Origin of the sequence: Bacteroides salyersiae (genome assembly GCF_031172035.1) — a bacterium.
In the GTDB taxonomy this organism is placed as follows: domain Bacteria; phylum Bacteroidota; class Bacteroidia; order Bacteroidales; family Bacteroidaceae; genus Bacteroides; species Bacteroides salyersiae.
In genome coordinates, this window is the sequence record NZ_CP133452.1 from 3350831 (window position 1) to 3366006 (window position 15176).

The following is a 15176-nucleotide window of genomic DNA, read 5'->3' on the forward strand; positions in this document are numbered from 1 at the left end:
TCAGCAAGTCATTTCTACTTAACTACTTGACTACTTAACTAACTACTAAACTGCTTAGCTATTTAAACAGCTCTTTTTCTGTAAATTGACCGAGTTTGATATATTTTTCGTATATCTCTTTATAGGCGGCTGCGTTTTCGGTATTGGGGCGATATTCGTTGGCGAAGCCGGAGTTCATTGCTTTCTGTGCATCCTCGACTTTGGTATAGATACCGGCGGCGGTGGCGGCAAACATGGCGGCGCCTAATGCGCATGCTTGGTCTGTGCGACAAACTTTGATAGGCATATCCAGCACATCGCTTAATGTCTGCATCACGAAAGGGGACTTCAGGGCAATACCGCCGATACCGATCACGCTGTCTATCTGTACGCCTTCGCTGCGGAATCGGTCTACAATGGCTTTTGAACCGAAAGCGGTCGCTTCTACCAGTGCGCGGAAGATACGGGGAGCCGTACTGCCCAATGTCAGTCCGGTGATTGTTCCTTTCAGCAACTGATTGGCATCGGGTGTACGGCGTCCGTTCATCCAGTCGGTAGCAATGACCGTGCTTTCGCTTACCGGAATCTTTTCTGCTTCGGCAGTCAGAGCCGGGATGATACGGTCGATTGATTCGGCTATCAATTTTTCTTTGGTGGCTTCATCGATCAAGGCCGATTGCCCGATGATGTTGTGCAACGGGAATTCGAGAACACGTTTGAACCAGGCATAAATATCTCCGAATCCGGATTGCCCGGCTTCCAGACCGATCATGCCGGGGATAACGGAGCCGTCCACTTGTCCGCAAATGCCTTTTATCAGATTGTGTCCGATCTCTTCATAGGAAGCTACCATCACATCGCAGGTAGACGTACCGATCACCCGGACGAATGTGTGGGGAGTCACTCCGGCACCGACAGCACCCATATGGCAATCGAATGCCCCTCCGGCAACCACTACTTTGGTGGTCAGTCCGAGACGTGCCGCCCATTCTTCGGTCAGATGTCCGACCGGTTTGTCGGCGGTTTCTGTTTTTTCGAACAGACGGTCGCGGAATCCTGTCAGCAACGGGTCTATCTTGGTAAGGAATTCATCAGAAGGCAGTCCGCCCCATTTTTCGTGCCACATCGCTTTATGACCACAGGCACAACGGCTACGCACAATATCACTGCTTGTCTTGACTCCGGTGATAAGTGCAGGCAGCCATTCGCAATATTCTACGATGCTATATGCTTTGGCGCGTATCGTTTCGTCTGCTCTCAACACGTGCAAGGCCTTTGCCCAATACCATTCGGAAGAATAGATTCCGCCTTCATAGGCTGAATAGTCGATGTCCCATTCTTTGCAGGCTTTGTTTATCTCGGCGGCTTCCTGAATGGCGGTGTGGTCTTTCCAAAGAATGAACATGGCATTCGGGTTTTCGGAAAATTCGGGCAACAGGGCAAGTGGGGTTCCACTGGCATCTGTCAGGGCGGGAGTACTTCCGGTAGTGTCGAAAGCAATACCGACTACTTGTTCGGCAGTACCCGCCGGACATTGTGCAAGGGCTTCCTTTACAGTGCCTTCGAGCACATCGATATAGTCTTGCGGATGCTGGCGGTATTGATTGATGGCAGGATTGCAATACAGGCCTTTTTGCCAACGGGGGTAGTATTGCACGGCAGTGGCAAGCGTTTCGCCTGTCAGTGCATTGACTACGATAGCGCGTGCAGAGTCGCTACCGTAATCGAGTCCTATTACAAATTTACTATCCATAATTAGCAGAGAGCTTTGTTTAGCATATAATAAATTTCGTTCATGCGCAGCTCTTTTTTAAAGCAGCTGATCGTGGTATCTTTATTGATATGTACCATTTCGATACCTGCGATTTCGGCGTAGTCTTCCCAATATTCGGCCGTCAGGTCGTAGGAGAAGCAAGAGTGGTGCGTTCCACCGGCCAGAATCCATGCTCCTGCACCTATTTCGAGGTTGGGCATCGGAATCCAGAGAGCGGAAGCGACGGGTAATTTAGGCAACGGTTTCGGTTCGATGCACTCTACATCGTTTACGATCAGGCGGAAACGGTTCCCCATATCTACGATAGTAGCCGTGCAGCCTGTACCGACTTTTGAGGTGAATACCAGTCTGGCGGTCTGACTCTTGCGAATACCTATGCCGAGGAAGTGTACCTCCAAACGGGGCTTGTTGGCAGCGATGAGCGGACAAACTTCCAACATGTGCGATTGCAGGATAGAGCTTTTTGCGCCGTCGAAGTTGAGTGTATAATCTTCGAGGAAAGAACAGCCTTTCGGAAGTCCCTGATTCATTACCCATACAGTGCGATATAGGGCGGCCGATTTCCAGTCGCCTTCCGCACCGAAGCCGTAACCTTCTGCCATCAGACGTTGGGAAGCAAGTCCGGGTATCTGGTCGAAACCGTTGTATTCAATATCACCTAAATCGTCGAAGTTGGTAGTGAATCCTTTTGCTCCTTTTGCTTTCAGGATAGCGCGGATAGCCAGTTCGGCTTTAGCGGCATTCCATACTTTCCGATAGGCTTCCGTTGATGGGTCTTCCAATGCTGCATCATGGTCGTACTCTTTGAAATAAGTAGCTACTAATGCGTCCACATCTGTATCCTCGATCTCTTTGTGATACTCCATCAGTTCGCTTACCGGGCAGTAGTCTACGTGGTAACCCATACGCTGTTCGGCTTCCACCTTGTCACCATCAGTTACGGCAACATTGTTCATCTGGTCTCCGAAACGGATGATCAGCATATCCTGTGAGTCTGCCCAACCGGCACAAACACGCATCCAGACAGCAATTTTGTGTAAAGTATCTTCTTCTTTCCAATAGCCTACCACTACTTTACGACGGATACGCATGCGGGTACAGATATGTCCGAATTCGCGGTCGCCGTGAGCTGACTGGTTCAGATTCATGAAATCCATATCCATTGTATCCCATGGAATTTCCTTGTTGAACTGGGTATGCAGGTGCAGCAATGGTTTCTTTAACTGTTGCAGACCGTGAATCCACATTTTGGCAGGAGAGAAAGTATGCATCCAGGTGATGACACCGATACATTTTTCGTCATTGTTGGCAGCTTTGAAAACAGTTTCCACTTCTTTGGAAGAATTGGCCGTACCTTTGTATACCACTTTAACAGGAAGTTTGCCGGACTCGTTCAATCCGTTTACCATTTCATTAGAGTGTGCATCTACTGCGATTACTGCGTCACCTCCGTACAGAAGCTGTGCTCCTGTTACGAACCATACTTCATATTGATCAAATGCGTTGTTCATATCTTCTTTTATTTTTTAATTATTAATTCGTTGGTTATTTCATTCTTTCACTCTTTCATTCATTCTTACTGTCCATAATAAGCGTTCGGCCCGTGCTTACGGTTGAAATGTTTTTCTATCAGGAGCGGGTTCATGGTCAGATTGGGATTGATGGTGTAAGCAATGCTTGCCATTTTGGCCACTTGCTCCATGACCACTGCATTGTGTACAGCGTCTCCCGCATCTTTTCCCCATGCAAACGGACCGTGATTTTTTACCAATACTCCCGGCGTATGCATCGGATTTAATTTCTCAAATCGTTTTACGATGACATTGCCGGTTTCCAACTCGTAGTCTCCTTCCACTTCTTGGACGGTCATATCCGCCGTACAGGGAATGGCATCGTGGAAATAATCGGCATGGGTTGTTCCTATGTTCGGTATGTCGCATCCCGCTTGTGCCCATGCAGTGGCATAGGTGGAATGAGTATGTACTACGCCGCCGATTTCGGGAAATGCCTTGTAGAGTATCACGTGGGTAGGAGTGTCCGAAGAGGGTTTAAGTGTTCCTTCCACTACGTTTCCGTCGAGGTCGACTACTACCATGTCTTTCGCTTTCATTTTCTCATAGCTGACGCCGCTGGGTTTGATGACGACTAATCCTGTTGCGCGGTCGATAGCCGATACGTTTCCCCAAGTGAAAATGACCAATCCATGCTTTACTAATTCCAGATTGGCATGAAATACTTTTTCTTTCAGTTCTTCCAGCATATCAATTATAATTTAAATTTGGGGGATTTGTGGTATACTTTGTTATTGAACTTGTATAGGGCTGCTCCCCGTTTGGATCCTGTTTTATCAATTTTATCCGTTTTCTCAATGAAGTCCATTTCGGCTACCCGCTTGCGGAAATTCCGTTTGTCTATCGGTTCGCCATAAATCGCTTCGTACAGGCTCTGCAGTTGCGACAGGGTGAAAAGTTTGGGCAGCAGATTGAACCCGATAGGTTCTGTAGATGCTTGTGTCCTCATCATCTCTTGTGCCTTTTCCACCATCTGCGGGTGGTCGAATATCAGAGGCGGGAGCTCGTTGATGTTCATCCAGTATGCATTGTGTTTCTGCACAAGTTCACGGTCATATTCATTGATGTTGATCAGTGCATAATAGGCGATGGAGATTACTCTTTCACCCGGATCGCGATGTATCTCTCCGAAAGTATACACTTGTTCCATGTACACATCCTGCAGTCCGGTGAGTTCTGCGAGAATGCGTTTGGCTGCCTCGTCAGCACTTTCATTCTGTTGAATGAACCCACCCATCAGAGACCATTCTCCTTTAGCCGGTTCAAAGTTTCTTTTCAGCAGTAACAGGCTCAGTCCGTCTTCGTTGAAGCCGAAAATGATACAGTCGACGCTGACATAGAAAGTAGGATTCGAAGAATAATAATTATTCATTTATTAAATCTGTTTATACAGTTGTTCTTACCAGAAATACCAATAGAAAGCTGCTGTAATAGCCAATATGATTACAGTATGGATAATATCCCAATGATTCCAACTGGCACGGGTCGTTGCTTTTTGCTCGGAGGTAGCTGTTCCGAATACAAGTCCTTGTATCTTTTCGGCAGTCGGAGGAGTTGTAAACAGACTGACTACCACTACGACGACTATGCAGAATAGGAACATCCATCCGCAGAAAAACAGCCAGTTCAAGTCATAGAACAGATATTTGAACAGAGAACTGTCGGTGACGGTGGCATTGCTGTAATAAACTTTAGCTCCCAAGCGGGTCAATCCGATCACCATACCGGCTATCAATCCCCACATACCGCCTTGTGCAGAAGTTTTTTTCCAGGTAATACCCAATAGGAAGGCGGCCGCAATACCCGGAGCCAATACCGACTGTACGTCTTGCAGATAGGTATATAATACATCTCCTACACTACGCATGATAGGAATCCACAGGATACCTAAAATTACGATGACTACTGTTGCTATCTGGCCGATTACTACCAGCTTCTTCTCGGAAGTCTGGGGTTTGAAACGCTTGTAGAAATCGATGGTGAACAGCATGGCGGATGAATTAAACAGAGAGGCCAGTGAACTCATCAATGCTGCCAGAATGCCGCATACAACCAAGCCTTTTACACCGGCAGGCAGTATTTTGGCTACAAGGGTGGGGAAGGCGGCATCTGCATTCGGGGTTCCGTTAGCCAGTAGGGGAAGGAAGCCACCGTCACCGATGTATTTTTGATGCAGTGCAAAAGCGATCATACCCGGAATCAGAAACAGGAATACCGGTAACAACTTCAGATAGGCTCCGAAGATAGTGCCCCGGCGGGCCTCTTTTTGGTTTTTACCGGAAAGAACACGCTGTACGATGAATTGATCCGTACACCAATACCAGAATCCGATGATAGCCGATCCGATCAATGCGCCTAACCATGGGAAATTGGGATCATCATTACTGCGAATGAGTTCGGTCATGGTGTTTCCTTGATCATTGACAGTGACTGCACCGCAAATCCTCATCATTTCGTCCCATCCTCCGAGCTCTTTGAAACCGAGTACAAGTATGATCAAAGAGCCCAATAGCAGAATCGGAGTTTGCAATACGGAAGTATATAGCACGGACTTCATTCCTCCGAAAATGGTGTATAATGCAGTCAGTACCACCAGACCGATGGCAGCGATCCAGAAAAAGTCGATTCCCCAAAGTTCCTTGATACCGAATACTTGCTGGAACACCAAACCGCCCGCATATACCGTAACGGCTACCTTGGTAAGTACATAGCTGATTAAAGAAATGACTGAAAGGATGGTGCGTGACTGGGAATTGTAACGTCGTTCCAGAAATTCCGGCATCGTGTATACCATACTACGGGAATAGAACGGTACGAATACCCATCCTAAGATAAGAATCATCCATCCTTGAATTTCCCAATGAGCCATAGCCATACCACTGGATGCTCCTGCACCTGCGAGGCCTATCAAGTGTTCCGAACCGATATTCGATGCAAATATAGATGCACCGATGGCAAGCCATGTTGCATCGCGTCCTCCTAAAAAATAGTCGGCAGAGTCGTTTTGTTTTTGTTTTACTACCCAAACTATAATTCCGATCAGAGCCAGGGCAAAGACTCCGATTACAATCCAATCTAATGCTTCCACGATATTAATGATTTTAAGTTTATATTATTTTGCTATTGAAAACTTGAAGATACATTCGCTGTTGTAAGTCTGCCCGGGTTCCAGTATTACAGAGGGCCATTGTGGCTTGTTGGGACTGTCGGGATAATGTTGTGTCTCCAGACATACGGAAGCTCGCTGATTGTAGGTAATGCCTTTTTTGCCTTGTATGCTTCCATCCAGGAAGTTGCCGGTGTATACTTGTATGCCGGGTTCATTGGTATATACTTCCAATGTAATGCCGCTTTGGGGGGAAGTCAGTCGGGCAGCAGGTTTTGTAATATCTCCATTGGTGTTCAATACCCAGTTGTGATCATAGCCATTACCGTTTTTGAGTTGAACAAAATCATATTTAGTGATGTCCTGACCGATTGCTTTCGGAGTGATAAAATCCATAGGAGTATCCTTCACCGGAATTATCTCTCCGGTAGTCATGAAAGTGCTGTCTACCGGGGTATAATTATCTGCGTTCACATATAGTATATGATCTGTTGCGGGTTGTGACGGATCTCCCGAAAGATTGAAATAAGAATGGTTTGTCATATTAATGATAGTCTTCTTATCTGTGGTGGCACTGTATTTTATGTCCAAAGCATTGTCATCCGATAGTTTGAATGTGACTTTAGCTGTTACGTTTCCCGGAAAGTTCTCATCTCCGTCCGGAGATAGGCGTGTCAGTTCTAATGTTGTATTGTCTATAAGGTTGGCATCGTATACTTGATATTGCCATCCTTGCGGTCCGCCGTGCAAACAATGCCCGAAATTGTTTTGCGGTAATTGTATGGTGTCATTGTCCAGCACGAAGCGACCCTGAGCTATTCGGTTGGCATATCGCCCGATGGAAGCCCCAAAATCACTGGGTATGCGGATATAGTCATCGATGTTATCAAATCCTAACACGACATCCTGCATTTTTCCGTCTTTGTCGGGCACCATTATAGATACGATGCGTCCTCCGAAATTGGTAATGCAAACTTCCATTCCCGATTTATTCTTTAATGTATAAAGATTGGTTTGGGAATGGTTTACTTCTGTACTGAATTTTACCGGATCAAGTCCGGATAATGTAGATACTTTGTCTGGCTTCTGTTGGCATGCCATCAGCATCAATGTGGAGAGTCCCACTAATAAGATTTGCTTTTTCATGGATTAGTATTTTATGTAAATGAGATACTTATCTTATTTTGGGTGTAAAAGTAACACTTTTGTTTGGTGTAAATATTACACTTTAATATGTTGTGCAGCATATATTTTGTTTGTTGTAATATAAAATCTTATTATTTACAAGTCGTATGGCTTGACTGTGGGGTGAATTTTCGTGTGGATGAGGGAAGAAATCGTTTGTTGTATATGGCTTGAACAGAGGGATTCGGGTGTGAAAAGTAAAAAAACTTGCCCGGGTAAATGTTTAAAACATATTTCCCGGGCAAGTAAAATTTTTATAGGACGAAATTTTATATTCTTCCTCTTTTTATTAAGATAGGGTTATGCTAATCTGCGCGAACCGTCTCCGATTACCACATCGTATACTTTCGGACTTCTGCCGAATTTAGCTTTGAATGCTTCTTTCGCTTTTGCGATGAAGTTATCGTAGAGTTCTTCTTTTACTAAGTTGATGGTACAACCGCCGAAACCGCCACCCATTACGCGTGATCCGGTTACACCACATTCTTTGGCCAAATCGTTGAGGAAGTCGAGCTCTTCGCAACTTACTTCATACAATTTACTCATACCGTGGTGAGTTTCGTACATCTTCTGACCTACAGTTTCGTAATCGTCTTTTTCCAAAGCGTCGCAAACATCAAGTACGCGTTGGATTTCTTCGATCACATATTCGGCGCGCATATAGTCTTCATCGCTAATGTCTGCTTTCGCTTCTTTCAGCATATCCATTGTACAGTCGCGCAGGAATTCTACATGCGGATGTTTCTTTTGGATAGCAGCTACAGCAGCTTCGCAACTCTGGCGGCGTTTGTTGTATGCAGAAGAAGCCAATTCGTGTTTTACCACCGAATCAACCAAAACCAGGCGGTAACCTTCCGGCTTGAATGGGAAATACTGATATTCCAAAGAACGGCAATCCAAGCGAATCAGACTACCGGCTTTTCCGAATACGGAAGCAAACTGATCCATAATACCGCAGTTCACACCACAATAATTGTGTTCGGTAGCCTGGCCTACTTTTGCCAATTCGAATTTATCTATTTTATTATCACCGAACAGTTCGTTCAGTGCGAAAGCATAAGTACTTTCCAATGCGGCGGATGAAGACATACCGGCTCCCAATGGCACATCGCCTGCAAAAGCTGTATTGAATCCTTTTACATCGACACCACGTTTGATCATCTCGCGGCATACACCGAAAATGTATCTGGCCCAGCTGGCACGGGGAGCGTCTTCTTCGTTCAATCCGAATTCTGTATAGTCTTTCAGGTCGATTGAGTAAGCGCGTACTTTATCTGTTCCGTTCGGTTTGATTTCTGCAATCATTCCTTTATCGATAGCCCCTGGAAATACGAATCCACCGTTATAGTCGGTATGTTCGCCGATAAGGTTGATGCGGCCCGGTGAGGCATAAACAAATCCTGTAGTTCCGTCAAAGTGTTTGATGAAACGACTTCTTACGTGTTCTATATCCATGATACTTTTAAATTATTAAGAGTTAATAAATTATTCGACAGGAATATTCTTGTTTACATTTTTGCAACCGATCAGTGCATAATATAGCATGTAAGCAAAAGCAATGAAAATAACCCAGTAGCTTGACAGGAAACCGAGAGAATCGGCTACTCCACCTTGCAATAATGGCAAAAGACCACCACCGCAAACCATTACCATGAAGATACCGGAAGCTGCTTCTGTGTATTTGCCAAGACCTTCTACTGCAAGGTTAAAGATACCGCCCCACATGATGGAAGTACACAAGCCGCAAAGGATCAATAACATGATATTGACAGGAACCTGAGCCATACCGAATGAAATATCAGACTGGAATACCGGCATGCTTACATGTATGGTAGTGGGCAGGAATATAGCACCTGCAACCAGAATCAGTCCTAAAGAGGAGGCAAATGTCAACATAGCTTTACTGGAGAATTTTGCACCTAAAGAAGCACCGGTCAAACGGCCGATCATCATAAGGAACCAATAGGTACCTACTACCGACCCGGCAATAGTGGTATCGATGGCCAAACCACCACCACCTGCCTGCGTAGTCATAAACAGATTGGCAAAGTGAGGAATACCGACTTCTACACCTACATATACGAAAATGGCTACTGCTCCAAGAATGAAGTGACGGAAAGACAACGGGCTGTGAGGATCTTTTGTCTTTGTTTTCGCAGTTTTTTCCAAACGTGGTTCCGGAATCTGCATAAAGAACAATACAAGGAAAGCAACAGCGAAGATGGCCATGGCAATGTACAAAGCAGGAAGCGCCTTTGCAATCGTTCTTTCTTCAACAACAGTTCCCATCAGGTAACCTACCAATACCGGAACGATTGTAGCTGAAATAGAGTTGAGTGTACCGCCGGCCTGAATCAACTGATTACCTTTTTTGCCGCCACCACCAAGTGTATTCAACATTGGGTTTACTACAGCGTTCAACATACACATGGAGAAACCGGAAATAAATGCTCCGGAAAGATAAACGGTGAAACCGTAATCCGGTCCTGCCTGCGAAGCAAGCGCTTGCACTCCAACGCCTGTGAAACCGACGAGGATAGCGATTAATGCTGTTTTCTTATATCCGATTTTTTGGAGTAACATACCGGATGGGATACCCATGAAGAAATAAGCGATAAAGTTGGCGGCAAATCCTAAAGTAGCCTGAAAATTGGTTGCACCGAATTGATTCTGTACAATGACTCCAAAAGGAGCAGGAAGTCCTGTTACGAACGAAATCATTGCGAAGAGGGCGAACATCATTGCGATAGGCAATAGATAGCTCTTTTTTTGTTGTGTCATGGTTTTAAAAAAGTTGTTAGTTTATAAAATTAGGTTAGTTGTAAACATGATGATGCTGGGAGAGAGTTGAAAGTTGAAAATTAGGCTGCGCTGCCTATGCCGCATGGTAACTTTCAACTTTCAACTCTCAACTTTTAACTCTTGACCGTTCCGAATTTGTAAATCGTAATCTGTTGATATTCATCTCCCGGGAGCAATACTGCCGATGGGAAATGGGCTTTATTGGGCGTATCGGGGAAGCATTGTGCTTCAAAACAGATCGCACTGCGTGCCGGGAACGTGGCTCCGTGTGCGCCTTCGAATCCATTCAGCCAGTTTCCGGTATAGAGCTGTACACCGTTTTCTGTAGTATACACTTCCATAATACGTCCGCTTACCGGATCAGTACAGGTAGCTGCCAAATCAAGTGAACCGATTTCTGCTTTGTTCAAAACATAGCAATGGTCATATCCGGCTCCGAATACGAGTTGCTGGAATGAATCATTGATACGTTCCCCCACTGTATGAGGGGTACGGAAGTCCATAGGTGTTCCTTCTACTTTGGAGACTTCTCCTGTAGGGATGGAAACTTCGTCTATCGGGGTATAAAAATCCGCGTTGATAGTGACGATGTTGTTTTCTATGGTCGGAGTAGGATTGGCAATTCCTGCCAGATTAAAGAAACCGTGGTTGGTAAGGTTCACAACAGTAGCTTTGTCGGTAGTGGCACGATATTCTATTACCAGTGCATTTTCCTCTTCTTCGAGTCGGTATGTCATTTCTACTTCCAGGTTGCCTGGGAATCCTTCTTCTCCGTCAGCCGATACGTAATTGAAAATGATTGTGCTTTCATCGACTTGATCGGCATCCCAGACACGTGCATGAAATCCGGTAGGACCTCCGTGCAGAGAATTCGGGCCATTATTGATGGTTAACGAATGTTCTTCGCCATAGAGAGTGAATTTCCCTTTGGCAATTCGGTTACCGTATCGGCCGATAGTGGTGCTTAAGAAAGGTTCGGGACTGTTTATTACATGGTCTATGCTGTCGTGTCCCAGAATGACATTGGCATATTTTCCGTTTTTGTCGGGAACCATTATAGAGAGAATGGCGCAACCGTAATTTGTTACGGCAACTTCCATTCCTTTCTTGTTTTTCAGGATAAATAAGTCTGTTTTCTTATCATTTATATCCTTTTGAAAATCTTCTCGGTTTAGACCGGATAAATTTCCTTCTGTTGGGAATGTGTTATTCATGTCTGATATATTAAAATTTCTTGCAAATAAAGGGAAATTCTTCCGTACTCCCAAATTATTCACAGTAAATATGGATGGGCATTTAGGAAAGTTTAGCGTTTTGTTTCTTGTCTGTCGAAGCATATTTTGATAACGAATCCATAAATTTTTGCGGTTGATTTTAATTAAAAGCCTTGAATTTGTGTATTATTTGATATTTTTTGTAAGTTTGTCCTCGATTATTCATTGATTATTTTAATCTAAGTTTATAACAGAAAAACAAAATGTATCCGTTAAAATTCGAACCGATCCTGAAGCAGACACTTTGGGGAGGCGACAAAATTGTTCCGTTCAAGCACTTAAGTGATAACTTAACGGGAGTAGGGGAAAGCTGGGAGATCTCCGGCGTAGAAGACAATGAGTCTGTAGTGGCTAACGGCCCCGACAAAGGACTGACGTTGACCGATATGGTAAGGAAATATCGTGGCGAATTGGTTGGTGAAGAAAATTATGCCCGATTTGGCAATAAGTTTCCTTTGCTGATAAAATTCATCGATGCCAAGCAAGATCTTTCTATCCAGGTACATCCCAATGACGAGTTGGCGAAAAAACGTCATAACTCTATGGGAAAGACTGAAATGTGGTATGTGGTTGATGCAGATAAAGGTGCGAAACTTCGTTCCGGATTCTCAGAGCAGATCACACCGAAAGAGTATAAGGAACGCGTTTACAATAACACAATAACTGATGTTCTGCAAGAATATGAAATACATCCGGGAGATGTATTCTTCTTGCCTGCAGGACGTATTCACAGTATAGGTGCCGGCGCGTTCATTGCGGAGATTCAGCAAACGTCGGATATCACTTATCGTATTTATGATTTCAATCGTAAAGATGCCAATGGCAAGACGCGTGAATTGCATACCGATCTGGCACGTGAAGCCATCAACTACGAGGTACTCGACGATTATCGTACGAAATACGATGCTGTGAAAGATGAACCTGTAGAATTGGTTGCTTGTCCGTACTTTACTACTTCTATATATGATATGACCGAAGAGATCAGTTGTGACTATTCGGAGTTGGATTCGTTCGTAATCTTTATCTGTATCGAAGGGGTTTGTAAACTGAAAGACAATGAAAACAATGAGCTGACATTGCGTGCCGGTGAGACAGTTTTATTGCCTGCTTCAACAGAAGATGTCACAATTACTCCGGAAGAAGGAGGCAGTGTGAAGATTCTTGAGACATATGTATAAGAAATAAGACGGTCGGAATCGCTACATGATACGATCTCTCTGATGGGATTTCCCCTATTAGGCGTATTGCTTGATAGGGGATTTTTATTGTTCGCAATAATATAGGGTGTGAGAAGATATTCTGCTTGTTTATCATTTTAAATGCAAAAACTTTTGTAACTTTGTAACTGTTAGTGTAACAAAGAGTGATAGAATATGAAAATTCAAGCACGTATAACGATTCCCTATGCCGTGGCCAACTATGCCGAAATGCGTGACCGTGGTTTTTATTATGTGGATAAGACGGATTACATCCCACGTCTCGAGGCCTATAAAGCGCCCGTATTCCTGCGTCCCCGCCGTTTCGGGAAAAGCCTGCTGGTATCTACCTTAGCGCATTATTACGACCGTACATTGGCCCACCGGTTTGAGGATCTCTTTGGTGGAACATATATCGGAAGCCATCCTACACCGGAGCACAATCGTTATATGATCATTCGTTATGACTTCTCGGCAATGGTGATGGCTGATAATATGGAAGGGTTGGAACAGAACTTTAACGACTTGAATTGCAGCCCTGTGGAAATCATGGTATTACACAATCACGACCTCTTCGGCGATTTTAAATTCACAGCTCGTGGCAATGCTTCGAAAATGCTGGAGGAAGCCTTGGCTTATGCCCGTGGACACGGGTTCCCTCCGGTTTACATCCTGATAGACGAATACGATAACTTCACCAACCAGTTGCTGACCTCTTACAATGACCCGCTCTACGAGAAAGTAACCACTGCCGACAGCTTCCTGCGCACCTTTTTCAAGGTAATCAAAAAAGGTATCGGCGAGGGCAGTATCCGTACCTGTTTCTGCACCGGTGTGCTGCCTGTGACGATGGACGACCTGACCAGTGGATATAACATTGCCGAGATACTGACATTAGAATCCGATTTTATCAATATGTTGGGTTTTACCCATGCCGAAGCGGATGCTTATCTGCGCTACGTGCTCGACAAGTATACCGGAAGTCAGGAACGCTACGACGAAATATGGCAGCTCATCGTCAACAACTACGACGGTTACCGTTTCAGCCCCAAAGGGGAAAAACTGTTCAATGCAACGATACTGACGTATTTCCTGAAGAAATTTGCAGTCAATAAAGGTGAAGTTCCCGAAGAGATGATAGACGAGAACCTGCGCACCGACATCGGCTGGCTGCGACGGCTCACCCTTTCGCTGGAAAACTCGAAAGCCATGCTGGATGCATTAGTGATAGACAACGGATTATATTACAACGTAGCCGACCTCTCCAGCAAATTCAACAAGCAGAAGTTCTTTGACAAGAATTTCTATCCCGTCAGCCTTTTCTATCTCGGTATGACGACCCTGCAAAACAACTTCCGGATGGCACTCCCCAACCTGACCATGCGCAGCATCTATATGGACTACTATAACGTGTTGAACCGTATAGACGGTGGCGCCAACCGGTATGTCCCTACTTACGAACGCTTCGTTGACGAACGTGATTTCGAATCGCTTGTCCGGAATTATTTCGAGCAATACCTCGGCCAGTTCCCCGCGCAGGTGTTCGACAAGATCAATGAAAATTTCATCCGTTGCTCTTTCTTCGAGTTGGTATCCCGCTACCTGAGCAGTTGCTATACCTTTGCCATCGAACAGAACAATTCGGAAGGACGCGCCGACTTCGAAATGACCGGCATACCGGGCACGGATTATTACACGGACGACCGCCTGGTGGAATTCAAATATTACAAAGCCAAAGAGGCGGAAAAGATGTTAGCATCGGATGCGCCCCTGCCCGAACATGTGGAACAGGTGCACCGCTATGCCGAAGACACACTGCGGCATTTCCCGAATTATAAGGTGCGTACGTATGTGGTTTACATCTGTGCCAACCGAGGATGGAAATGTTGGGAGGTATAGAAGAAGGCGTATATATCCGGAGTAACTGTGAGGTGGTAGTACTGATATAGTTGTTGTATTGATAAGTATAGATAAACTACCTTTTGAAAAAAACGGCAAAGCAAGATAGAACAGAGAAATGATGTTTTTAAGATAAAATATTGTATATCAAGTATATAAGGTGGTATTTTGTTAAGAAGAAGCATGCATATTCATCGGAAAAAGAAATTAATATTAACACTCTGTTAATATTAATTCTTTATAGCCATGAATACGTATTCTTGCACTTAAAGAATTAATGTTTTGTAGAACAGGAATTAATACTTGGAAAAGGTGATTAACAATGTTAAAAAAGAGACAATTGCCCCAAAGAAGATTATATCCGTTTGATACGGTCGAAACTTAAGTAAA

At 44.6% G+C, this 15176-nt stretch carries 11 protein-coding genes; 2 read left to right on the plus strand and 9 right to left on the minus strand.

Annotated elements, in window-relative coordinates; translation table 11 throughout:
• Positions 1 to 58 precede the first annotated feature (58 nt).
• From RB604_RS12320 to RB604_RS12360, 9 genes are all read right to left on the minus strand, one after another.
• A complete protein-coding gene (locus tag RB604_RS12320; protein WP_007480452.1) occupies positions 59 to 1732 on the minus strand; it encodes a ribulokinase in 1674 nt (557 codons plus the stop codon).
• Between the two features lie 2 nt (positions 1733 to 1734).
• Complete coding sequence (gene araA, locus RB604_RS12325) at positions 1735 to 3264, minus strand: L-arabinose isomerase (protein ID WP_005923655.1); 1530 nt, start codon at positions 3262 to 3264, stop codon at positions 1735 to 1737.
• A 65-nt stretch (positions 3265 to 3329) separates the two neighbouring features.
• Positions 3330 to 4013 (minus strand): L-ribulose-5-phosphate 4-epimerase, encoded by a 684-nt coding sequence (locus RB604_RS12330; RefSeq protein WP_005923653.1) that lies wholly within the window; start codon positions 4011 to 4013, stop codon positions 3330 to 3332.
• Between the two features lie 5 nt (positions 4014 to 4018).
• Positions 4019 to 4696: an NUDIX hydrolase gene (locus RB604_RS12335; protein ID WP_055294919.1), complete on the minus strand. Its 678-nt coding sequence runs from the start codon at positions 4694 to 4696 to the stop codon at positions 4019 to 4021.
• A gap of 27 nt (positions 4697 to 4723) precedes the next feature.
• Positions 4724 to 6412, minus strand: a complete 1689-nt coding sequence (locus tag RB604_RS12340; protein ID WP_005923649.1) for a sodium:solute symporter — start codon at positions 6410 to 6412, stop codon at positions 4724 to 4726.
• Between the two features lie 24 nt (positions 6413 to 6436).
• Positions 6437 to 7576, minus strand: coding sequence for an aldose epimerase family protein (locus tag RB604_RS12345; RefSeq protein WP_007480454.1), 1140 nt, complete (start codon positions 7574 to 7576; stop codon positions 6437 to 6439).
• Positions 7577 to 7915: 339 nt separating this feature from the next.
• A complete protein-coding gene (galK, locus tag RB604_RS12350) occupies positions 7916 to 9070 on the minus strand; it encodes a galactokinase (RefSeq protein WP_005923642.1) in 1155 nt (384 codons plus the stop codon).
• 30 nt (positions 9071 to 9100) lie between these two features.
• Positions 9101 to 10396 (minus strand): MFS transporter, encoded by a 1296-nt coding sequence (locus tag RB604_RS12355; RefSeq protein ID WP_007480455.1) that lies wholly within the window; start codon positions 10394 to 10396, stop codon positions 9101 to 9103.
• 134 nt (positions 10397 to 10530) lie between these two features.
• Positions 10531 to 11631: an aldose epimerase family protein gene (locus RB604_RS12360; protein ID WP_007480456.1), complete on the minus strand. Its 1101-nt coding sequence runs from the start codon at positions 11629 to 11631 to the stop codon at positions 10531 to 10533.
• Between the two features lie 263 nt (positions 11632 to 11894).
• Between RB604_RS12360 and RB604_RS12365 the strand changes: the two genes are divergently transcribed.
• Positions 11895 to 12869, plus strand: coding sequence for a type I phosphomannose isomerase catalytic subunit (locus RB604_RS12365; RefSeq protein ID WP_005923634.1), 975 nt, complete (start codon positions 11895 to 11897; stop codon positions 12867 to 12869).
• Between the two features lie 195 nt (positions 12870 to 13064).
• The gene (locus tag RB604_RS12370) at positions 13065 to 14786 is read left to right on the plus strand and encodes a PD-(D/E)XK nuclease domain-containing ATP-binding protein (RefSeq protein WP_005923631.1); all 1722 of its coding nucleotides are present in this window, start codon (positions 13065 to 13067) and stop codon (positions 14784 to 14786) included.
• The last annotated feature ends 390 nt before the right edge of the window (positions 14787 to 15176 follow it).

Bases quoted from the DNA above. Each gene is read 5' to 3' on its own strand.
- RB604_RS12320 (WP_007480452.1), bottom strand. From the start codon at position 1,732: ATGGATAGTAAATTTGTAATAGGACTCGATTACGGTAGCGACTCTGCA.
- araA (WP_005923655.1), bottom strand. From the start codon at position 3,264: ATGAACAACGCATTTGATCAATATGAAGTATGGTTCGTAACAGGAGCA.
- RB604_RS12330 (WP_005923653.1), bottom strand. From the start codon at position 4,013: ATGCTGGAAGAACTGAAAGAAAAAGTATTTCATGCCAATCTGGAATTA.
- RB604_RS12335 (WP_055294919.1), bottom strand. From the start codon at position 4,696: ATGAATAATTATTATTCTTCGAATCCTACTTTCTATGTCAGCGTCGAC.
- RB604_RS12345 (WP_007480454.1), bottom strand. From the start codon at position 7,576: ATGAAAAAGCAAATCTTATTAGTGGGACTCTCCACATTGATGCTGATG.
- galK (WP_005923642.1), bottom strand. From the start codon at position 9,070: ATGGATATAGAACACGTAAGAAGTCGTTTCATCAAACACTTTGACGGA.
- RB604_RS12355 (WP_007480455.1), bottom strand. From the start codon at position 10,396: ATGACACAACAAAAAAAGAGCTATCTATTGCCTATCGCAATGATGTTC.
- RB604_RS12360 (WP_007480456.1), bottom strand. From the start codon at position 11,631: ATGAATAACACATTCCCAACAGAAGGAAATTTATCCGGTCTAAACCGA.
- RB604_RS12365 (WP_005923634.1), top strand. From the start codon at position 11,895: ATGTATCCGTTAAAATTCGAACCGATCCTGAAGCAGACACTTTGGGGA.
- RB604_RS12370 (WP_005923631.1), top strand. From the start codon at position 13,065: ATGAAAATTCAAGCACGTATAACGATTCCCTATGCCGTGGCCAACTAT.